Consider the following 20,944-nt stretch of genomic DNA (forward strand, 5'->3'; position numbering starts at 1 on the left):
TGCGATGCAGGCAGACCGGCATCAGATCCCCTGACGGGCTTCCTGCATCAAAAGGCGCATGTCGCTCACCGCCTTGGCCAGACCGTCGAAGGCGGCACGGCCAATGATGGCGTGGCCGATGTTGAGCTCATAGAGCTCGGGAATGGCGGCGATGGCCTTGACGTTGTGGTAGTGCAGGCCATGGCCGGCATTGACCTTCAAGCCCTTGCCGGCGGCATAGGAGGCGCCAGCGGCGATGCGCTTGAACTCGGCGTTGCGCTCCGCATCCGTGGTGGCATCGGCATAGCGGCCGGTGTGGATCTCGATGAAGGGGGCACCACTCTCGGCGGCCGCATCGATCTGGATGGGGTCGGCGTCGATGAAGAGCGACACCTGGGCACCGACGGCGGCGAGGCGGGTCACCGCATCGGTCACCTTGTCCAGCTGACCGGCCACGTCCAGGCCACCCTCAGTGGTCACCTCGGTGCGCTTCTCCGGTACCAGGCAGACGAACTGGGGCTTGATGCGGCAAGCGATGCCGATCATCTCCTCGGTCACCGCCATCTCCAGGTTCATCCTGGTCTGGATGGTCTGGCGCAGTATCTCCACGTCGCGGTCGGTGATGTGGCGGCGATCTTCACGCAGGTGAACCGTAATGCCATCGGCACCGGCCTGCTCGGCCACGAAGGCGGCCTGGACAGGATCCGGATACTGGGTGCCGCGGGCATTGCGCAGGGTGGCGATATGGTCGATGTTCACACCCAGATAGATTTCACTCATTGAGGACTCCTTGAAACTCTTCATCTGTTGACTGCGCGGTCAGCGAATCACTCCGCGCCAATATCCATATGTATGTAATCTGTGTCAGCCTTGCATGCTGGCTTTGCGTTTTAAAAACAGCTCTCGGCTCTTGAGCTGGCGTTTGCCAAGATAGGGCTGCAGCGCCAGCCGGCTGAAGCGCTTGGCCGCCTGCAGCAAGGGAGGGGTATCGAATCGCCCCTCGGCGAAGGCCAGCAGGTGGGCGCCGAGAAACAGGGTACGGGGATCGGGCGCCCGCTCGCAAGCGACAAAGCCGAGCTCCCGCTCGAAGCCGTAGAGCAGATCGGGCTGGATCGGGGTGTCGTCGTCGGCGGCATATTCGAAATCCACCGCATAGCCCAAGGCCTGCAACAGCAGGAACTCGAAGCGGCGCAGGGGCAGCTCCGGCGTCTCGCCATCCGCCAGCGCCATCAGGGCACGGGCATAGGCGTCGAACACCTCGGGGAAGGGGGTATGGGCTTCGAGCAGGTAGTAGACCAGCTCGTTGAGATAGAGGCCGTAGAAGAGGCGATCGCCACCGAGTCGCAGGGAGTGATCCGGGCATTCGACCTGGGCGAGGTTCTTGAGATCTCCCTTGCCACGCCAGCTCATGGTGAGCAGGGTGAAGGGTTGCAGCAGCCCCTTCAGAGGGGAGCGTGGCCCGCGGGAACCGCGAGCCACCAGGGTAAATCGGCCGCTATCCTGGGTGAAGACCTCGACCAGCTGGCTGGTCTCCCGATAGGGCCGACTGTGGATGACGAAAGCCGGGTTCAGCAATCCGTCAGCGCCGCTTAGTCATCGCCGTAACCGAGACTGCGCAGGGCGCGCTCGTCATCGGCCCAGCCGGACTTGACCTTGACCCACAGCTCCAGGTGCACCTTGTTCTGGAACAGCCGTTCCATGTCGAGGCGCGCTTCGGTGCCTATGGTCTTGATCTTCTCGCCCTTGTTGCCGATGACCATCTTCTTCTGGCCATCGCGCTCCACCAGGATCAGACCGTGGATGTGGTAGAGGCCGTTCTCTTCCACCTTGAAGCGCTCGATCTCCACCGTCACCGAGTAGGGCAGCTCCTCGCCGGTGAAGCGCATCAGCTTCTCGCGGATGATCTCGGAGGCCATGAAGCGGGACGAACGGTCGGTCACGTAGTCTTCCGGGAAGAAGTGAACGTTCTCCGGCAGCAACGGCTTGGCCCACTCGCGGATCTTCTCCACGTTGGTGCCCTTCTCGGCACTGATGGGCAGAATGTGGGCAAAGTTCATCTGCTGGCCCAGCCACTCCAGGTGAGGCAGCAGATCTTCTTTCTCTTTGACGTTGTCGATCTTGTTGACCGCCAGCACCACGGGACAGTGCAGGTGGCGCAACTTGCCGAGCACCATCTCGTCGTCCTTGGTCCAGTGGGTGCCGTCGACCATGAAGACCACCATGGCCACGTCCCCCAGGGAGCTGGTGGCGGCGCGGTTCATCAGGCGGTTGATGGCCCGCTTCTCTTCGATGTGCAGACCCGGGGTATCCACATAGATGGTCTGGTAGTTATCCTCGGTGTCGATCCCCAGGATCCGGTGACGGGTGGTCTGGGGCTTCTTCGAGGTGATGCTGACCTTCTGGCCAAGCAGCTTGTTGAGCAGGGTGGACTTGCCCACGTTGGGGCGGCCCACTATGGCGACAAAGCCGCAATAGGTAGTATCTGTCATGACAGTTTTTCCAGTGCTTGCTGCGCCGCGGCCTGTTCGGCCTTGCGGCGGCTGGTGCCGACCCCGACCAGCGGACCATCCAGGCCATCCACGTCACACTGGACGGTGAACTCCTGGTTGTGGGCTTCGCCCTTGACGTTGGTCACTGTGTAGGTCGGCAGGGATTTGCGGCTTCCCTGCAAAATTTCCTGCAGTCGGGTCTTGGGATCCTTCTGCTCGATGCCGGGCTTGATTTCATCCAGGCGGCTGGCGTACCAGCCGAGCAACAGGGTCCGCACCCGCTCCAGATCGGTATCCAGATAGACGGCGCCGATCACCGCCTCGACAGTGTCGGCCAAGATAGACTCGCGACGGAACCCGCCGCTTTTCAGCTCGCCAGGCCCCAGGATCAGGTGATCCCCAAGGTCAAACTCCCGGCCGAGTTCGGCCAGCGTCTTCTCCCGCACCAGGGTGGCGCGCATCCGGCTGAGATCCCCTTCCGCCGCTTGCGGGAAGCGGTGGAAGAGGTCGTCGGCAATCACCAGACTCAGGATGGAGTCCCCCAGAAATTCCAGTCGCTCGTTGTGACGGGAACCGGCGCTGCGATGGGTCAGCGCCCGGGTCAGCAGCTCTTGATCCTGAAAGACATGCCCGAGACGGGACTGCAGTCTGTTCATCTTGATATTCATTTACTTGATTCCGCCAATGCGGTTGAAGCGCACACCGGTCGGCACCCAGCTTGGCAAGCTGGATCCTTCCTCGCGCTCAAATTCGAAACTGATCCAGATGGCAACCGCCTTGCCCACCAGGTTCTGCTCGGGCACGAAGCCCCAGAAACGACTGTCGGTACTGTTGTCGCGGTTGTCGCCCATCACGAAATAGTGGCCTTCCGGCACCACCCACTCATCCGGGTAGGTACCGGGCTGGCGATAGTAGCGATCCACCAGGTCCGGCATCAGGGGGTTGCGCAGGGTCTCGTGAGAAACTGTGCCCAACTGTTCGGTGTAGCGATCCAGCGGGATCCCCATCTGGCTGAACTCACCCCGTTGCTCGAACTTGACGTCGAGCTTCTTGAAGCCCGGGCACGTTTTCCCTTCCTGCTCCTCGCACTTGGGCCGGATCATCAGCTCCTTGTTGCGATAGATCACCCGATCGCCGGGCATGCCGACCACCCGCTTGATGTAGTCCACCCGGGTATCCAGCGGATACTTGAACACCACCACGTCGCCACGCTCGGGAGAACCCGTCTCGAGGAACTTGGTGTTGGTCACGGGATCACGCAGGCCGTAGGCGAACTTCTCCACCAGGATGAAGTCGCCCACCAGCAGGGTGGGCATCATGGAACCAGACGGGATCTGGAACGGCTCGAAGATGAAGGAACGCAGGATCAGCACCAGCGCGATGACCGGGAAGACACCGCCGGTCTGCTCGATCCAGACCGGCATGGGGGCCACCTTGGCCAGGGTCTTCTCATCGATGTTCGAGCCGGCGTTGGCACGGGCGGCCGCAATCTTGGCCGCCCGCTGCTTGGACCAGACCAGCTTGTCGACTGTCCAGATGATGCCGGTCAGCAGAGTGACTATGGCCAGGATCAGGGAAAAGGTGCTTGCCATCTATTAATCCTTTCCGACGTGGAGAATGGCGAGGAAGGCCTCTTGCGGCACGTCGACACGGCCCAGGGACTTCATCCGCTTCTTGCCTTCTTTCTGCTTGTTCAGCAGCTTTTTCTTCCGGCTCACGTCACCGCCGTAGCACTTGGCGGTCACGTCCTTGCGCAGGGCCTTGACCGTGCTGCGGGCGATGATCTGGTTGCCGATGGACGCCTGGATGGCGATGTCGAACATCTGGCGCGGGATCAGCTCGCGCATCTTCTCCACCACCTGGCGACCGCGATACTGGGCGTTCTCCTTGTGGGTGATGATGGCCAGGGCATCGACGCGCTCACCGTTGATCATGATGTCCAGACGGACCATGTCGGAGGTTTCGAAGCGCTTGAAGCCGTAATCCAGGGAGGCGTAGCCGCGACTGGTGGATTTGAGGCGGTCGAAGAAATCGAGCACCACTTCCGCCATCGGGATCTCGTAGGTCAGCGCCACCTGCTTGCCGTGATAGACCATGTTGGTCTGCACGCCACGCTTCTCGATACAGAGGGTGATCACGTTGCCCATGTACTCCTGGGGCAACAGTATGTTGCACTCGGCGATGGGTTCGCGCATCTCTTTGATGTTGTTGACCGCAGGCATGGCAGCCGGGCTGTCGATGTGGATGGTCTCGCCGTTGTTCAGCTCGATTTCATACACTACGGTCGGTGCCGTGGTGATGAGATCCAGATCGTATTCCCGCTCCAGACGCTCCTGGATGATCTCCATGTGCAGCATGCCGAGGAAGCCACAACGGAAGCCGAAGCCCAGTGCGGTGGAGCTTTCCGGCTCGAAGAACAGGGAGGCATCGTTCAGGGAGAGCTTGTCGAGGGCGTCACGGAACGACTCGTAGTCATCGCTGGAGATGGGGAACAGACCCGCATAGACCTGCGGCTTCACCTTCTTGAAACCGGCCAGCGCCTTGTCGGCACCGTTCTTGGCCTGCGTCAGGGTATCACCCACAGGGGCGCCGTGGATGTCCTTGATGCCGCAGACGACCCAACCTACCTCGCCACAGCCCAGGCCCATGGTGTCCACCTGCTTGGGAGTGAAGATACCGATGCGATCCACGCCCCACACCTGACCGGTGCTCATCACCTTGATCTTGTCGTTCTTCTTGAGGGAACCGTTCTTGATGCGCACCAGGGAGACAACCCCCAGGTAGGAGTCGAACCAGGAGTCGATGATCAGCGCCTGCAGCGGGGCATCCGGATCACCTTCCGGCGCCGGGATGCGGGCCACTATCTCTTCCAGCACCAGATCGACACCCAGACCGGTCTTGGCGGAGCAACGCACCGCATCCACCGCGTCTATGCCGACGATGTCCTCGATCTCTTCCGCAACCCGTTCGGGTTCTGCGGCAGGCAGATCGATCTTGTTCAGGATGGGCACCACTTCCAGCTCCATCTCCATGGCGGTGTAGCAGTTGGCCAGAGTCTGTGCCTCAACCCCCTGACCGGCATCCACCACCAGCAGAGCCCCTTCACAGGCAGCCAGGGAGCGAGAAACCTCGTAGGAGAAATCCACGTGGCCCGGGGTGTCGATAAAGTTCAGCTGATAGGTGTTACCGTCTTGTGCCTGGTAGTTCAGGGTCACACTCTGTGCTTTGATGGTAATGCCGCGCTCGCGCTCCAGATCCATGGAGTCAAGCACCTGAGCCTGCATCTCGCGGTCGGACAGGCCGCCACAAGTCTGGATCAGACGGTCCGACAGGGTCGATTTACCGTGGTCGATGTGCGCAATAATCGAAAAGTTACGAATGTGTTTCATCGAGCAAGAATCACTCAAAATTAAGTTAGGGTCGGATATGAGGGCAGGATTTTACTGGATAACCCGGTCGACGGCCAATCTTTAGTCGGCGGGCACCAGAAATAGCGCCTTGTCTGGCGGGCCCTCGGCACCAGAACGGCGGCGACGGAGCCAGAAAAGGGTAGCGCCGCTCAGGAGAGGTGGCGGGTATTGAGTACCACGCCGAGCATGCGGGGACCATATTCCCCTTGCTCGAGCCGGGCAGAAAAGTAACGAACCAGTAAAAATCCGATGGTGCCGCCGAGCAGGCAACTGAGGATGGTGACGCCCTCCCCCGCCGACAGCAGCGGCGCCAGCCAGAGCTGACCAAGCAGGGCACCGAGCAGCAGGCAGAACAGCGGCAGCACATAGACCAGGGCCGCGCCGCGCAGGATGCTCGCCTGGGGAATGCCGAGCCGGATCTGCTGGCCGACCAGGACCTCGCCGGTCAGCGCCACCCGCAGTCGCTGCGACTTCAGGGGAAAGGCCTTGGCGACGGTGCCGGTACCGCAGTTTGACTGCTGATGGCAGCCGCTGCAGGCGGAGCGCCGTTCGCACTCCACCCAGGCAAAAGCCCCCTCGACGGCCACCACGGTTGCCAGCTCTTCGCTCATGTTACTCACAGGATGACTCCAGACGAACGGCTATGGATTTACCCGATCTCAGCACGGTCGTCCCGGTTCGGCAAGTGGCAGCATGCCGCCTCACTGTACCGCCTCGTTGCGGGCCAGCGGCTGCACCGACTCGGCGATGCGCTTGGCCGTCTCGGTGGGGACTTCCCCGACCACGGTGATCTCCACCCCGACCTCGTTGACGAAGCTCACCAGCGAGGTGGCCCCCTGGCGGATCAACTGCTGGCGCACCGCCTGCTTGGGATCGACCCGGGAGACGTAGACGGAGAGATCCACCACGCCGTCCGACAGCATCATGTAGTCGACCGGCAAGCTGGTGCTGACCAGCTGGTGCCTGTCCTGAGAGAGCACCTTGAATCCACCCGGCAGCCAGGTCAGGTGCCAGTTCAGGGTCTGCTGGGGGGCGGGGTAGGCGTCTTCCAATGCCAGCGCATCGGGCAGCTTGCTGCGGGCCAGGGTGACAAGCCAGGGCGCGGGCGCCGGCTGCCTGTCCAGATCCACCCCAAGCACCTGCTCGACCAGGTTGCCCTCCTTGTCCACCATGTCCACCCGCAGCAGCAGGTGGCTCTGCTCATCGACCCAGAGCACAAAGCCGTACTTGTCCGCCTCCTTGGGCACCAGTCTCACGACCTGGGCCACCAGGCCAGCCACCCGGCTGCGACCGGCCAGCACGGGATCATAGCTCTCCAGCACCCGGGGCAGCGGCATCTTCACCAGGCTCGACCAGACGCCCGGGAAACGCGCTCCCTTGAGGGTGTAGGGTTCGTGGGTGTTTTCGAAGAAGGTGTATTCATTCTGGCGTTGCAGATACTCCACCGCCTTGCCGTCGAGATAACTCAGATGAGCGACCTCCTTGCCATCGATCACCCCGTGGCTGAAGCGAATGGGCTCGAGGCGTCCCTGACGGGCCTTGACCATGGACAACTCAAAATTTTGTTGCGAAACGGCACTCTGCATCTGCTGCAACAAGGCCTCGGCCGACAGATCGTCGGCCGAGGCCTTGGCACAAATCAGCAGGAGAGAGGCCAGCAGAATGAGGCTGGACTGGCGCACGGTCTGATCCCTAAAGATGCGTTATTCCTGAATCTGCTTGTCTTGCAGCAGACGCTGTTGCAATTGATGGTCTCGCAGGAAGGCGTTGATACGCTCGCGCTGCTCCTGCATCTGTTGCTCGTTCAAGCCTTGCTGGCGAGGAGTGGCACGGTTGCCCTCCTGGGGATAGTGCACGCTCACTGGCGTCGCACTGCCACCGACCGGTATGGTGTTGAGCACAGGGTTGGCCGGCATGCCGTCGTTGCCCTGATACTGCTGCACCCCGAAGATGACGGCGGCAGCCACGGAGGCCGCAATGGCATACTGCCCCATCTGCTGACCAAAGCGACGGACCAGAGGTATCACCTTGCCTGCAGGCTTCACCTGGGGGGCAACGGGTTGCACCGGTTTGGGCGCCAGTATGACGGGTTCGTCTTCCAGTGCCAGCATGATGCTGTCACTGAGATCCAGTTGCAGATTGACCGGCAGGTCTCCCCGCATGGCATCACCGATCAGATGGTAACGAGCCCAGGTATCTTGCAGAGCGGGATCCGTTCCCAGCTCGTTCAGAACCTCCATGTCGCTGAGGTCACCATCCATCAGGGCTGAAAGTTGCTCTTTATTTGCCATAAGTTTGCCTGTCTTTCCCCAGTTTAATTCTCGATCAGAGGTTGCAGCTTTTTATCGATTGCTTCCCTCGCCCGAAAGATACGGGATCTCACCGTACCCACAGGGCAATCCATGATCTCCGCAATCTCTTCGTAGCTCAGCCCTTCCATTTCACGAAGGGTGATCGCTGTTCTCAAGTCTTCTGGCAAGGCTTCTATGGCGGCAAACACAGTGCGCTTGATCTCGTCGGTCAGCGCCAGGTTTTCCGGGGTGGCCACTTCTTGCAGGGCTTCACCACCACCATAATATTCAGCCTCGTCCGCTTCGACATCACTGCTAGGCGGTCTGCGCCCCTGTGAGGTCAGGTAATTTTTGGCCGTGTTGACGGCGATCCGATACAACCAGGTGTAAAACGCGCTCTCGCCACGGAATGTCGGCAACGCACGGTAAGCCTTGATAAAGGCCTCCTGCGCCACATCCGGCACATCGCCCGGATTGTTGACATACCTGGCCACCAGGTTGACCACCTTATGCTGGTATTTTCTTACCAACAGGTTGAATGCATTTTTATCGCCACGCTGGACCCGTTCAACCAGCTGTTCGTCCAGTAGATTCTGGTCGCTCATCAGAGCCGTAAAACCCCCATCAGGTTATCGTTCTTCTTTTCCGGCCCCTTCTAAGCGCACAAGTTCAGACAGGAGGAATCAGAGAAAGTTCGCTTGCATTGAAAAAAATGTGATGCGGGCTGCATCACAACCCCCCTTGGGCTACCATGGGGCCAGTTCTTAATCCAGGCCAATGATACTTATGAAAGCAAGTGTTGAATACCTTTGCGACGTACTGATCATTGGCAGCGGTGCCGCCGGTCTGTCCCTCGCGTTGCGATTGGCAGACCAGGCCAAAGTCCTGGTTCTGAGCAAGGGGCCCATCAGTGAGGGGGCCACTCTCTATGCGCAAGGAGGCATCGCTGCCGTGTTCGACGAGACCGACAGCATCGAATCCCATGTGAGCGACACGCTCAACGCCGGCGCCGGGTTGTGTGACCCGGCCGTGGTGGAGTTCACCGCCCGCAACGCCCGCGACTCCATCCAGTGGCTGATCCAGCAGGGCGTGCCCTTCGATCAGGAAGAGGATGCCGAGGGGGAATCCCACTATCACCTGACCCGGGAAGGGGGCCACAGCCATCGCCGCATCTTCCACGCGGCGGACGCCACCGGCAAGGCAGTGCAGCTCACCCTGATCGATCAGGTCCGCGCCCACCCCAACATCCGCCTGATGGAGCGCTTCAACGCGGTCGATCTCATCACCACCCGCAAGCTGGACCTGCCGGGCAACAGGGTGCTCGGCGCCTATGTCTGGAACCGCAACGTCGAGCAGGTCGAGGTGATCCGCGCCCGTTTCGTGGCGCTGGCCACCGGCGGCGCCTCCAAGGTGTATCAATACACCTCCAACCCGGACGTGAGCTCGGGGGACGGCATCGCCATGGCGTGGCGCGCCGGCTGCCGGGTGGCGAACCTGGAGTTCAACCAGTTCCACCCCACCAGCCTGTTCCACCCCGATGACCCCAACTTCCTGCTGACCGAAGCCCTGCGCGGGGAAGGGGCCTATCTGCGCCGTCCCGACGGCAGCCGCTTTATGCCGGACTTCGACGAGCGGGCCGAACTGGCGCCGCGGGACATAGTCGCCCGCGCCATCGACCACGAGATGAAGCGGCTCGGCGCCGACTGCATGTATCTGGACATCAGCCACAAGCCGGCGGAGTTCATCATCAAGCACTTCCCGACAATCCACGAGCGCTGCCTCGCGGTCGGCATCGACATCACCAAGGAGGCCATGCCCATCGTCCCGGCGGCGCACTACACCTGTGGCGGCGTGATGATCGACAACAACGGCCAGACCGATATCCCGGGTCTCTACGCCATCGGCGAGGTGACCTACACCGGGCTGCACGGTGCCAACCGCATGGCGTCCAACTCCCTGCTCGAATGCGTGGTCTACGCCCATCAGGCGGGGGCCGACATCCTGGCCAAGCTGCCCACCAGCGTGGAGCCGCCGAGCCTGCCCGCTTGGGACGAGAGCCAGGTGGATGACTCGGACGAGCAGGTGGTGATCCAGCACAACTGGCACGAGCTGCGGCTGATGATGTGGGATTACGTGGGGATAGTGCGCACCAACAAGCGTCTGGCCCGCGCCAAGCGCCGCATCGACCTGCTCAAGCAGGAGGTGCAGGAGTACTATGCGAACTTCCGGGTCTCCAACAACCTGCTGGAGCTGCGCAACCTGTTGCAGGTGGCCGAGCTCATCGTCAACTGTGCCCTGGAGCGCAAGGAGTCCCGCGGACTGCACTATAACCTCGACTACCCGGACATGCAGCCGAATCCCAAGCCAACGGTACTGACGCCGGAACGGGAGTAAACAACCCACCGCAGTCCATCAGATGACCCCGCTTCGGCGGGGTCATCTATTGGGGGCAGGATGGGGTCAGCGGGGAACGGCGAGGTGAATGGCCCGGGCCAGGGTGCGGTAGTGCTCGGGTGCCAGGGCGTCGGAGAAGAGCCAGAGGTGGCGCTCGGCGCCCTCGTCTGCCACCAGCCTCAGCCAGAGCACCCCGGGCAGGATGCGGCTGCGGTCATCCAGTCGATGGCGCCGGCCCTGCCACTCCAGCCACTCCCCATCCCAGAGCAGCGCCTGTCGCCCTGACGTGACGGGGCGCCAGGCCAGCCAGAGCCCCAGCAACCAGCAGGGGATAAACAGCCCCCATTGCCAGCCCTGGATCAGGCTGGCGGTGGGCCAGAGCAACAGCCCAAACAGGACAAGCAGCAGCAGGCGCTGCCGCCGGGAGGGAATGACGGGCATCAGGACCCGCATCGGGGATCAGCTCAGGCGATCATGACGGGCCTGATTGCGCTCCAGGATCAGGGGGATCATGGCGGCGAAATCGGGGTCGCTCGGCACACCGTGGCCCATGCTCCAGCGGAACAGCTCGGGATCCTCGCACTCCAGCAGACGGATGAAGGTCTGCTGCTCGGCCTCGCTCAGGGAGTCGAACTCGTGCTCGAAAAAGGGCATAAAGATCACATCCAGCTCGAGCATGCCGCGACGGCAGGCCCACTTCAGGCGGGACTTTTCAATTGGGCTCAACATGGAACTCTCCTTACAAAGACCCGAGGATGGTAGCAGCTGGATTTTCCGGCTGACAAACATTCCTTACGTCTTTACCATGCAGGTCACATACTTTCTGTCTCTGGAATACCATCGTGAGCCTGCCGACCCCTGTTCTTCCTGCCGAGCCAACCCTGTTTTCCCTGACCGATCTGGCCATCACCCGCCTCACCGGCACTGATCGCGTGAAATATCTGCAAGGCCAGGTCACCTGTGACGTCAGCGCCCTGCAACCGGGCCAGAGCACCCTCGGCGGCCATTGCGATCCCAAGGGCAAGCTGTGGAGCGATTTTCGCCTGCTCTGCCTTGATGAGAGCCTGCTGCTGCTGACCAAGCCGTCGGTGCTGGCGCGCCAGCTGCCCGAACTCAAGAAGTTTGCGGTGTTCGCCAAGGTGGAGATCGGCGAGTTCCAGGGCCAGGCGGTCGGCCTGGCCGGTCAGGGCACGGATGCCTGGGTAGCACAGCACTTCGAGCTGACCGGGACCGGCCTTGTCGAGGGCGGCATGGCGGTCAGGGTGGAAGCCGATCGCTGGCTGCTGGCAAGCGAGCAGCCGCTGGCGCTGAGCCTGCCTGCCGGCAACGAAGCGCTCTGGTGGGGTCTGGACATCAAGGCGGGCATCCCGCACCTGGAGGCGGTCCATCAGGGGGAGTACATTCCCCAGATGCTGAACCTGCAGGCCCTGGACGGTATCAGCTTCACCAAGGGCTGCTACATGGGGCAGGAGATAGTGGCCCGCGCCAAATACCGCGGCGCCAACAACCGCGCCCTCTTCGTGCTGGCCGGGCAGGCCAGTGGCCCCGTGGCCAGCGGCGATACCCTGGAGATCCAGTTCGGTGACAACTGGCGGCGCAGCGGCATGGTGCTGAACGCCTGGCAGCAGGATGGTCAGGTGTGGCTCACCGCCGTGCTGCCCAAGGACACCGAGGCCGATGCCAGCTTCCGCCTCAAGCAGGAGGAAGGCTCCCGCCTCGCCCTGCAACCCCTGCCCTACTCCCTGACCGACTAAGGTCCGCTAACGAGGCACCCGCGCCAGCAGGGCCTCCTTCAGCCAGCGCCCCGCCTGCCCGAGCGGGCGGGCGCGATACCACTGCAACTCCAGCTCCAGCTCGGCCAGGGGAAGGAAATCCGGCTTGAGTACCACCAGCTCACCCCGCGCCAGCGGCCGGTGCAGCAGAAACTCGGGGACCGCAGACCACCCCAGCCCCAGCTTGACCAGCTCCAGGATCCCGAGATCCCCCTCGACCCACCACACCTGGGACGAGAGGCGGAAGCGATGGCGCTCCGTGCCCTCCCGCCGTCCCGTCACCATCAGCTGGCGGGCCCCTTGCAGGTCACTCTCGTGCAGCGGCGTCTTGTGGGCCAGGGGGTGATCCGGGGAGACCACCAGGGGCATGGCGACGCTCCCCAGGGAGCGGGAGACCAGCTCCCGCTCCGGGTGCGCCTTCTGGTAGCTGATGCCGAGCTGGGCCCGCCCGCTCTTGAGCAGCTCGGTCACATCCTCCATCAGCGGGAACAGCAGCTCCAGCTCCACCGTCGGATAGCGACCGGCGAACTCCTCCAGCAGGGCACCCAGCCAGGGCAGGTGGGAGTCATCGTCGATGGCCAGGGTGAGGCGCGACTCTATGCCGCTGGCCAGCTCCCCGGCAATGGCCTGCAGCCGCTCGCTCTGGGCCAGCAGCACCCCCGCCTCCTGGCTGATGCGGGCCCCCGCCTCGGTCAGCACGGGGTAGCGGCCGCTGCGATCAAACAGCTCGAGACCGAGATCTATCTCCAGATTGGCGATGGCGGTGCTCACCACCGACTGCGCCTTGCCCAGGCTGCGCGCCGCCGCCGAGAAAGATCCCGTCTCGGCCGCCGCCAGCAACGCCTTGAATTGTTCCAGTGAAGGGGTCATTCGCCTGCTCCTGCCCTGATATTGCACCCAGATCCATCTATTTTAGCGATAGATACCAACGTGAACCTATCGAAAAATAGCGATAAATTGGCCGCCATACCCACCCGGAAAGAGAAACAGAGAGACAGACCATGCGTAATACCCGTGATCGCCTGCGCCACGCCATCGGCTTCGAATTGATTGGCCTGCTGATCGCCGCCCCCCTGGCAAGCTGGGTCACCGGCGTCGGTCTCAACCACATGGGCCCGCTGGCCCTGTTCTTCTCGGTGGTCGCCACCGTCTGGAACTATGTCTACAACATCGGGGTGGACAGGCTGCTGCTGCGCCTGCAGGGCCATACCCACAAGAGCCTGTGGCAACGGGTGCTGCATACCTTGGGTTTCGAGGGGGGCTTGCTGATCGTCGCCCTGCCGGTGATGTCCTGGTGGCTCGACATCGGCCTGCTGGAGGCGCTGGTGCTGGATCTGGGCTTCGTGCTGTTCTACCTGGTCTATGCCTTCGTCTACAACTGGAGCTATGACAAGGTGTTCCCCATCCCGGGCCAGGGGGTGCGGCCGGTCACGGGGTGACAAGAGAAGGGAAAAATCGAGGCACCATCATGCGACTGGCATGATGGTGCTGATCTGGATCCTCGAGGGGCAGGTATTCAGGCTTGCGCCTTCACCTCGTCGGCAGGGGCCTCGGTCTGGGCCGCTTCCTGGTTCAGCATGGCCTCGAGGTCGCTCTGATACTGGTTCAGCATGCGCTGGGCCGCGACCATGTCCCCCTTGTGCAGACGCTCGAACAGATGGTGTTGCACCACGCCATTGAGGTACTCCACCGTGATGGGTTGCTCCAGGGCAGACAGCAACTCCTCTTTTTCCAGCTCCGCATTGATTTCATCGACACTGGTACGCAGCAGACCGGCCAGTTGCACCAACATGCGGCGCTCGCCTTCACGCAACAGGCTCAACATGCGGTTTCTCTGCTGCTCATTCTGTTGGGTCATACATTTCCTTACGTAGAGTGGGAACAAGCCCGCTCATTCTGCCCTGTCCTTTTCACAGCGTCTATCTCGGGCGCATCACTAATTGAGCGTCCCGCCAGCGGGGCGCGGGCCGGGTGCTATTTGCCCCTTTGCCCGGTATAGTAACCGTTGTTCCAGAGGGCCTTTGCGCCCCCGCTGACGAGACCGCCGACCCCATGACCGACGCCATTCTGGTGCTCTGCACCTGCCCTGATGAAGCCAGTGCCGACCTCATCTGCGAGCAACTGCTCGACCAGCGCCTCGCCGCCTGCATCAATCAGCTGCCAGGGCTCACCTCCGTCTATCGCTGGCAGGGGAAGACTGAACGGGCACGGGAGATCCAGCTCATCATCAAATCCCGCCAGCCGCTCTTTGCCGAGCTCGAGCGGTGCATCCTGGCGCATCACCCCTACCAGGTGCCGGAGATCCTGGCGATCCCCGCCAGCCAGGGTCATCAAGCCTACCTCGACTGGTTGACACAGGAGACCTCATGACTCTGCGACCCCTGCTTTTCCCCCTGCTGCTCCTGCTGAGCCTGCTCGCGGCCCCCGCCCAGGCCAGCAGTCAGGATCTGCTCGGCAGCCTCGGCATCCAGGCCAGCGCCCAGCCCAAGTTTCTGAAAGTCGACGAGGCCTTCGTCCTCGAGAGCGAGCAGCAGGGCAACAAGCTGCTGCTGACCCTGCGCCTCGCCGACGGTTACTATCTCTATCGCCACAGCATCAGCGTCAAGGGGGACAACCTCGCCTTCGAGCCTCCAGTGCTGCCCGCAGGCACCGAGCATGAGGATGACTTCTTCGGCAAGACCCGGGTCTTCTATCAGGAGCTGCAGATCCCCGTCACCCTGACCCAGGTGGGGGACGCCGCCAGCCTCAGGATAAGCTATCAGGGTTGCACCGACGGCCTCTGCTATCCCCCCACCGACAAGCGGATCCCGGTGCAGCCCCTCGCGGCTACCGGCGACGCCGGGCAGACAGGCTCCGCTGACGCCATCGAGGCGCCGGCCAGCAGCCAGCAGGACAGACTGGCGGCGGCCCTCGGCAGCCAGGGCTTCTGGCTCAGCATCGCCGCCTTCTTTGCGCTGGGGCTGGGGCTTGCCTTCACCCCCTGCGTCTTCCCCATGTACCCCATTTTGACCGGCATCATCGCCGGTGCCGGTCAGCACCTCTCCACCCGCCGCGCCTTCCTGCTCTCCTTCGTCTATGTGCAGGGGATGGCGGTCACCTACACCCTGCTCGGGCTGGTGGTCGCCTCGGCGGGGCTGAAGTTCCAGGCGGCGCTGCAGCACCCCTATGTGCTGATCGGCCTCTCGGTGATGTTCGTGCTGCTGGCGCTCTCCATGTTCGGGCTCTACAGCCTGCAACTGCCGAGCAGCCTGCAAACCCGGCTCTCAGGCCTCTCCAACCGCCAGCAGGGCGGCTCAGTGGTCGGGGTCACCATCATGGGGATGATCTCCGGCCTGGTCTGCTCCCCCTGCACCACGGCGCCGCTCTCCGGCGCGCTTATCTATGTTGCCCAGAGCGGCGATCTCTGGCTCGGTGGTGCGGCCCTCTATGCCCTGTCCCTGGGCATGGGGCTGCCGCTGCTGCTGCTCGGCACCTCGGGGGGCAAGCTGCTGCCCAAGGCGGGCGCCTGGATGGATGTGATCAAGCAACTCTTTGGCTTTGCTCTGCTGGCGGTGCCCATCCTCTTGCTGTCACGGCTCTTGAGCGACCAGGTCGCCACCCTGCTCTGGCTCGGCTGGGGGCTGGTGCTGTGCGGCTATCTCTATCACCACAACCAGCATCGCCCCCACTCGGTGGGCAAGAGTCTCGGCGGCTTCGTGCTGCTGCTGGCGATGATGGGCCTGGTGGTGATGGGCAAGGATCTGCTGCTGCCCGAGCCTGGCGTCAAGGCCAGCACCGGGACCCAGGCGCCCCGGTTTGTCCGCATCAAGACCCTGGATGACCTCAAGACCCGACTCGAGGCCGCCCGCGGCAAGCCGGTGCTGCTGGACCTCTACGCCGACTGGTGCGTGGCCTGCAAGGAGTTCGAGCACAAGACCTTCAGCGATCCCGAGGTGCGGGCGCGCTTCGCCGACATGGTGCTGCTGCAGGCTGACGTCACCGCCAACGACGATGCCGATGTGGATCTGCTCAACGGCCTGAACGTGCTGGGGCTGCCGACCCTGATCTTCTTCGATCGCGATGGCAACGAGGTGAGCGGCCAGCGGGTGACCGGCTTTATGGGGCCCGCCGAGTTCCTCGGCCAGCTGGACAAGCTGCGCTGAACCATGGCGGCCCACCTTGCCGCGCGGGCCGCCCTCTCCTCTGCGCGCTGATTTTTCTGGCCATCCCTTGTATATGACAGGCGCCATGGCAGAATTTGCCCTTTCCGTCTCGCATCGTCCGGAGTTTTGATGAAAAAGTGGTTCATCCCCCTGCTGGCCTGCTGGCTATATGGCTGCAACTCAGGTCCAGGTGAAGAGGCGATCCAGAGCCAGGTCACCGCCAGGCTGCAGGCCGAAACCGACGCCAACCTGTTCGAGATCAGCGACTTCGCCGTGCTCGGCAAGGAGGAGCGGATGGAGGGGGTCTACTTGGTCAGGGTGAGCTACCGGCTCCACTTCAAGCAGGGGCTGGATCAGCTGCAGGTGCTGCACGACGAGGATCTGGTCTATGACAGGGTCGGCCCCTTCCAGCAGGAGATGGCCCTGATGGAGCTGGAGCGCAAATACGGCGAGTTCGAGGCAGGCCAGGCGCTGGCGCAGGAGAGCCAGGTCTGGATGATGAAGACGGAGCAGGGCTGGCAGCTGGCAGAACCGGCGCAGCAGGGATAAGCACCCTCCTCCCTGCCGCCAGCCCTCCCCTAGAGCAGATCCTTCATTCTGTGCCACAGCATCCCGAGCGCCAGCAAGGGGGAGCGCAGGGCAGGCCCGCCGGGGAAGGTCATGTGGGGCACGCGACTGAAGAGATCGAAGCCCCGGCTCTCCCCCCTGATCGCCTCGGCCACCAGCTTGGCAGCCATGTGCGTGGCATTGAGGCCGTGTCCCGAGTAAGCCTGGGCATAGAACACATTGGGGTGCTCCTTGAGGCGCCCGATCTGCGGCAGCCGGTTGGCGCCTATGCCTATCATGCCCCCCCACTGAAACTCGATGGCGGTGCCAGCCAGCTCCGGGAAGACCCGCAGCAGCTTGGGCAGCATAAACGCCTTGATGTCCCTGGGATCGCGCCCCGAGTAGTTGCAGGCCCCACCAAACAGCAGGCGACCGTCCGCCGACAGCCGGTAGTAGTCGAGCGCCACATTCTGATCGCACACCGCCATGTTTTGCGGCAGCAGCCGCTGGCGCAGCCGTTTCTCCAGCACCTGGGTGGCGAGGATATAGGAGCCCGCCGGCAGCACCTTGCCCCCGAGTTCGGGATTGAGCTCGTTGAGGTAGGCGTTGCAGCCGATCACCAGATAGCTGGCGCGGCAACGGCCATGGGCCGTGGTCACCTCGACCCGATCGCCGTAGTCGATATGGGTCACCCTGGAGTGCTCGAACAGGGCGACGCCCAGGCTGGCCGCCGCGCGCGCCTCGCCGAGGGCCAGGTTGAGGGGATGCAGGTGGCCTGAGCCCATGTCGATCATGCCGCCGATATAGCGATCCGACCCCACCACCGACTTGATCTCGCTTTTGGGCACCAGCCTGACTTCGTGCCGGTAGCCCAGGCTCGCCAAGTGCTCGGCATCCTCCTCAAATCCCTTGAGGTGGCGCGCCTTGGTGGCGAGATCGCAGTAGCCCCAGGTCAGGTCGCAGTCGATGTTGAAACGCGCGACCCGCTCGCGCACCAGCTGCACCGCCTCCAGCCCCATCAGGTCCAGCTCGCGCACCCCTTGTTCGCCTATCCAGCGGGCAAACTGGCTGGTGTCGTGGCCGATACCGCGAATGAGCTGACCGCCGTTGCGGCCGGAGGCGCCCCAACCGATGCGGTTGGCCTCAAGCAAGACCACCTTGTAGCCCGCCTCGGCCAGGTTGATGACGGTGTTGAGGCCGGTGAAGCCGCCGCCTATGATGCAGACGTCGGCATCCAGCTCACCGCTGAGCTCGGGCCACTGACGATGGTCGTTGCGGGTGGCCGCGTAATAGGAGGCCACGTGCTCCTGGTGTCCGTTGTGTCTTCCTGTCTGCATGCTCAGCATCCTGCCTTGGTTGCACTTGTTTACTAAATTAAACGCAGTGTCATCGATAATACCCAGCCCAGGGTCGCCAATCCAGCCTGTCAGGATCACAGAAATGCAAAAGGTGTCCCGAAGGACACCTTTTGAGAGGCCAGCCGAGGGCCCAAAATGAAAGAGGCGCCCCGCGGGGCGCCTCTTCAGCAATCAAGATACGGTAACGAATTACAGTACGTTGATGGCGTTCAGGTCGGAGAAGGCTTTCTCCAGACGGGCGATCATGGAAGTCTGACCGGCACGCAGCCATACGCGCGGATCGTAGAACTTCTTGTTCGGCTTGTCGGCGCCTTCCGGGTTGCCCAGCTGGCCTTGCAGGTAGGCTTCGTTGGTCTTGTAGAAGTTCAACAGACCTTCCCAGGTAGCCCACTGGGTGTCGGTGTCGATGTTCATCTTCACGACGCCGTAGGAGATGGATTCGCGGATCTCTTCCAGGGTGGAACCTGAGCCACCGTGGAACACGAAGTCCAGGGACTTGGCAGGCAGACCGAACTTCTCGGAAACGTATTTCTGGGAAGCGTCCAGGATGGACGGGGTCAGCTTGACGTTACCCGGCTTGTAAACACCGTGCACGTTGCCGAAGGAGGCAGCGATGGTGAAACGCGGGCTGATCTTGGACAGACGCTCGTAGGCGTAAGCCACGTCTTCCGGCTGGGTGTACAGGGCGGACTGATCCATGTGGCTGTTGTCCACACCGTCTTCTTCGCCACCGGTGCAACCCAGTTCCAGCTCCAGAGTCATGTTCATCTTGGCCATGCGGGTCAGGTACTCGCAGCAGATGTCGATGTTCTCTTCCAGAGACTCTTCGGACAGATCCAGCATGTGGGAGGAGAACAGCGGCTTGCCGGTCTCGGCGAAGTGCTTCTCGCCCGCTTCCAGCAGACCGTCGATCCACGGCAGCAGCTTCTTGGCGGCGTGGTCGGTGTGCAGGATGACAGGTACACCGTAAGCTTCGGCAACGGCGTGCACGTGCTTGGCACCGGAGATGGCACCGATGATGGCAGCCTGCTGGCCTTCCAGCTTCAGACCCTTGCCGGCGGTGAACACGGCACCACCGTTGGAGAACTGAACGATGACCGGGGCTTTGACCTTGGCGGCAGCTTCCAGCACGGCGTTGACGGAGTCGGTACCCACGCAGTTCACGGCAGGCAGAGCGAAGCCGTTCTCTTTAGCGATGGCGAACACTTTCTGAACGTCATCACCAGTGATCACGCCGGGTTTTACGAAGTCGAAAATTTTCTTAGACATGTTTAATCGTCCTGTTCTCGTATGCCGTTAATAAAAAATGGGGGGTTCATCATGAACCGGCACAGCGGCCACATGATAAACGAAACGGGAGGCTTTTGCCCCCCGTCCCGGGTCAATTAGGCTTTGGCGCGTTCTTCAAGAATCGCGACAGCCGGCAGTACCTTGCCTTCTACGAACTCCAGGAAGGCGCCGCCGCCGGTGGAGATGTAGGAGACCTTGTCGGCGATGCCGAACTTGTCGATGGCGGCCAGGGTGTCACCACCGCCAGCGATGGAGAAGGCCGGGGAAGCGGCGATGGCTTCGGCGATCACCTTGGTGCCTTCGGCGAACTGGTCGAACTCGAACACGCCGACCGGGCCGTTCCACAGTATGGTCTTGGCGTTCATGATGATGTCGGCCAGGGCCTTGGCAGAGTCAGGGCCGATGTCGAAGATCATGTCGCCGTCGGTCACATCGCTAACGGACTTGATGGTGGCCGGAGTGGACTCGGAGAACTCGGCACCCACAACCACGTCGGTGGTCACCGGGATGTTGGTCTCGGCAGCCAGTTTCTTGGCGGTATCGATCAGGTCGTGCTCGCACAGGGACTTGCCGACGTTGTGACCGGCAGCGGCGATGAAGGTGTTGGCGATGCCACCACCGACCACCAGCTGGTCAGCGATCTTGGAGAGGGATTCCAGCACGGTCAGCTTGGTGGAGACCTTGGAGCCGCCAACGATGGCAACCATGGGGCGCTCGGGCTTCAGCATGGCCTTGCCCAGGGCGTCCAGTTCACCGGCCAGCAGGGGGCCAGCACAGGCAACTGGGGCGAACTGGGCCACACCGTAGGTGGACCCTTCGGCGCGGTGAGCAGTACCGAATGCATCCATTACAAAGACGTCACACAGGGCGGCGTATTTTTTGGCCAGCTCTTCGGTGTTCTTCTTCTCGCCTTTGTTGAAACGGCAGTTTTCCAGCACAACCAGCTCACCGGCGGCGACGTCTACGCCATCCAGGTAATCCTTGGCCAGGCGGACCGGGCAGGACAGAGCGTCTTTCAGATAGTTGACTACCGGGGCCAGGGAGAATTCTTCGTTGTATTCACCCTCGGTCGGACGACCCAGGTGGGAGGTGATCATCAGCTTGGCGCCCTTTTCCAGAGCCAGCTTGATGGTCGGCAGAGTCGCCACGATACGTGCATCGGAAGTGACCTTGCCGTCTTTTACCGGCACGTTCAGGTCAGCACGGATCAGAACGCGTTTACCCGCCAGATCCAGGTCGGTCATCTTGATAACAGACATATTCAGTCCTCTAT

At 62.3% G+C, this 20,944-nt stretch carries 23 protein-coding genes; 6 read left to right on the forward strand and 17 right to left on the reverse strand.

Annotated elements, in window-relative coordinates:
• Positions 1-21 precede the first annotated feature (21 nt).
• The 10 genes from pdxJ to rpoE form a co-directional block, all read right to left on the reverse strand.
• Complete coding sequence (pdxJ, locus tag ACWPWQ_RS19820) at positions 22-759, reverse strand: pyridoxine 5'-phosphate synthase (RefSeq protein WP_041205039.1); 738 nt, start codon at positions 757-759, stop codon at positions 22-24.
• Between the two features lie 84 nt (positions 760-843).
• The gene (recO, locus tag ACWPWQ_RS19825) at positions 844-1,554 is read right to left on the reverse strand and encodes a DNA repair protein RecO (RefSeq protein WP_005332779.1); all 711 of its coding nucleotides are present in this window, start codon (positions 1,552-1,554) and stop codon (positions 844-846) included.
• Between the two features lie 14 nt (positions 1,555-1,568).
• Positions 1,569-2,468, reverse strand: a complete 900-nt coding sequence (gene era, locus ACWPWQ_RS19830) for a GTPase Era (protein WP_139434018.1) — start codon at positions 2,466-2,468, stop codon at positions 1,569-1,571.
• Positions 2,465-3,136: a ribonuclease III gene (rnc, locus tag ACWPWQ_RS19835; protein ID WP_111910479.1), complete on the reverse strand. Its 672-nt coding sequence runs from the start codon at positions 3,134-3,136 to the stop codon at positions 2,465-2,467. Before rnc ends, era begins: the two co-directional genes overlap by 4 nt.
• The gene (gene lepB / locus ACWPWQ_RS19840) at positions 3,137-4,060 is read right to left on the reverse strand and encodes a signal peptidase I (protein ID WP_042648729.1); all 924 of its coding nucleotides are present in this window, start codon (positions 4,058-4,060) and stop codon (positions 3,137-3,139) included.
• Between the two features lie 3 nt (positions 4,061-4,063).
• Positions 4,064-5,857: a translation elongation factor 4 gene (lepA, locus tag ACWPWQ_RS19845; protein ID WP_139434016.1), complete on the reverse strand. Its 1,794-nt coding sequence runs from the start codon at positions 5,855-5,857 to the stop codon at positions 4,064-4,066.
• A 170-nt stretch (positions 5,858-6,027) separates the two neighbouring features.
• Positions 6,028-6,489, reverse strand: a complete 462-nt coding sequence (locus ACWPWQ_RS19850; protein ID WP_139434091.1) for a SoxR reducing system RseC family protein — start codon at positions 6,487-6,489, stop codon at positions 6,028-6,030.
• Positions 6,490-6,579: 90 nt separating this feature from the next.
• Positions 6,580-7,560, reverse strand: a complete 981-nt coding sequence (locus ACWPWQ_RS19855; RefSeq protein ID WP_025328262.1) for a MucB/RseB C-terminal domain-containing protein — start codon at positions 7,558-7,560, stop codon at positions 6,580-6,582.
• A 21-nt stretch (positions 7,561-7,581) separates the two neighbouring features.
• Positions 7,582-8,169 (reverse strand): RseA family anti-sigma factor, encoded by a 588-nt coding sequence (locus ACWPWQ_RS19860; RefSeq protein ID WP_041204349.1) that lies wholly within the window; start codon positions 8,167-8,169, stop codon positions 7,582-7,584.
• Between the two features lie 23 nt (positions 8,170-8,192).
• The gene (gene rpoE, locus ACWPWQ_RS19865; protein WP_005332791.1) at positions 8,193-8,774 is read right to left on the reverse strand and encodes an RNA polymerase sigma factor RpoE; all 582 of its coding nucleotides are present in this window, start codon (positions 8,772-8,774) and stop codon (positions 8,193-8,195) included.
• 181 nt (positions 8,775-8,955) lie between these two features.
• Here rpoE and nadB point away from each other — a divergent pair, with 181 nt between their 5' ends.
• Positions 8,956-10,563, forward strand: a complete 1,608-nt coding sequence (nadB, locus tag ACWPWQ_RS19870) for an L-aspartate oxidase (RefSeq protein ID WP_454010586.1) — start codon at positions 8,956-8,958, stop codon at positions 10,561-10,563.
• A gap of 66 nt (positions 10,564-10,629) precedes the next feature.
• On the opposite strand, the gene ACWPWQ_RS19875 is transcribed toward nadB, so the two are convergent.
• Together ACWPWQ_RS19875 and ACWPWQ_RS19880 are read right to left on the reverse strand one after the other, a co-directional pair.
• On the reverse strand, positions 10,630-11,004 hold the full coding sequence (locus ACWPWQ_RS19875) for a protein YgfX (protein ID WP_429108569.1): 375 nt from the start codon (positions 11,002-11,004) through the stop codon (positions 10,630-10,632).
• A gap of 18 nt (positions 11,005-11,022) precedes the next feature.
• Entirely contained in the window at positions 11,023-11,292 is a 270-nt protein-coding gene (locus tag ACWPWQ_RS19880; RefSeq protein ID WP_025328266.1) for an FAD assembly factor SdhE, read from the reverse strand.
• A gap of 119 nt (positions 11,293-11,411) precedes the next feature.
• Here ACWPWQ_RS19880 and ygfZ point away from each other — a divergent pair, with 119 nt between their 5' ends.
• A complete protein-coding gene (gene ygfZ / locus ACWPWQ_RS19885; RefSeq protein ID WP_454010593.1) occupies positions 11,412-12,317 on the forward strand; it encodes a tRNA-modifying protein YgfZ in 906 nt (301 codons plus the stop codon).
• A gap of 6 nt (positions 12,318-12,323) precedes the next feature.
• On the opposite strand, the gene ACWPWQ_RS19890 is transcribed toward ygfZ, so the two are convergent.
• Positions 12,324-13,205 (reverse strand): LysR family transcriptional regulator, encoded by an 882-nt coding sequence (locus ACWPWQ_RS19890; protein ID WP_025328268.1) that lies wholly within the window; start codon positions 13,203-13,205, stop codon positions 12,324-12,326.
• Between the two features lie 131 nt (positions 13,206-13,336).
• Here ACWPWQ_RS19890 and ACWPWQ_RS19895 point away from each other — a divergent pair, with 131 nt between their 5' ends.
• Positions 13,337-13,774: a PACE efflux transporter gene (locus ACWPWQ_RS19895; RefSeq protein WP_319916436.1), complete on the forward strand. Its 438-nt coding sequence runs from the start codon at positions 13,337-13,339 to the stop codon at positions 13,772-13,774.
• Positions 13,775-13,851: 77 nt separating this feature from the next.
• Here ACWPWQ_RS19895 and ACWPWQ_RS19900 read toward each other — a convergent pair whose 3' ends face one another.
• Positions 13,852-14,193 carry a hypothetical protein gene (locus tag ACWPWQ_RS19900; protein ID WP_025328270.1) on the reverse strand — a complete coding sequence of 114 codons (342 nt, stop codon included), beginning with the start codon at positions 14,191-14,193 and terminating at the stop codon, positions 13,852-13,854.
• Between the two features lie 194 nt (positions 14,194-14,387).
• Here ACWPWQ_RS19900 and cutA point away from each other — a divergent pair, with 194 nt between their 5' ends.
• The 3 genes from cutA (at position 14,388) to ACWPWQ_RS19915 (ending at position 17,026) form a co-directional block, all read left to right on the forward strand.
• The gene (cutA, locus tag ACWPWQ_RS19905) at positions 14,388-14,705 is read left to right on the forward strand and encodes a divalent-cation tolerance protein CutA (protein ID WP_139434009.1); all 318 of its coding nucleotides are present in this window, start codon (positions 14,388-14,390) and stop codon (positions 14,703-14,705) included.
• Positions 14,702-16,477, forward strand: coding sequence for a protein-disulfide reductase DsbD (locus ACWPWQ_RS19910; RefSeq protein WP_429108567.1), 1,776 nt, complete (start codon positions 14,702-14,704; stop codon positions 16,475-16,477). The genes cutA and ACWPWQ_RS19910 overlap by 4 nt, the downstream gene beginning before the upstream one ends.
• 129 nt (positions 16,478-16,606) lie before the next feature.
• Entirely contained in the window at positions 16,607-17,026 is a 420-nt protein-coding gene (locus tag ACWPWQ_RS19915; RefSeq protein ID WP_139434006.1) for a hypothetical protein, read from the forward strand.
• Between the two features lie 29 nt (positions 17,027-17,055).
• On the opposite strand, the gene ACWPWQ_RS19920 is transcribed toward ACWPWQ_RS19915, so the two are convergent.
• From ACWPWQ_RS19920 to ACWPWQ_RS19930, 3 genes are all read right to left on the reverse strand, one after another.
• Positions 17,056-18,360 (reverse strand): NAD(P)/FAD-dependent oxidoreductase, encoded by a 1,305-nt coding sequence (locus ACWPWQ_RS19920; protein WP_454010587.1) that lies wholly within the window; start codon positions 18,358-18,360, stop codon positions 17,056-17,058.
• 210 nt (positions 18,361-18,570) lie between these two features.
• On the reverse strand, positions 18,571-19,650 hold the full coding sequence (gene fbaA / locus ACWPWQ_RS19925) for a class II fructose-bisphosphate aldolase (protein ID WP_005332814.1): 1,080 nt from the start codon (positions 19,648-19,650) through the stop codon (positions 18,571-18,573).
• A gap of 116 nt (positions 19,651-19,766) precedes the next feature.
• Positions 19,767-20,930, reverse strand: coding sequence for a phosphoglycerate kinase (locus tag ACWPWQ_RS19930; RefSeq protein ID WP_202047212.1), 1,164 nt, complete (start codon positions 20,928-20,930; stop codon positions 19,767-19,769).
• Positions 20,931-20,944: the final 14 nt, after the last annotated feature.

Source organism: Aeromonas sp. Marseille-Q7275, assembly GCF_965119515.1.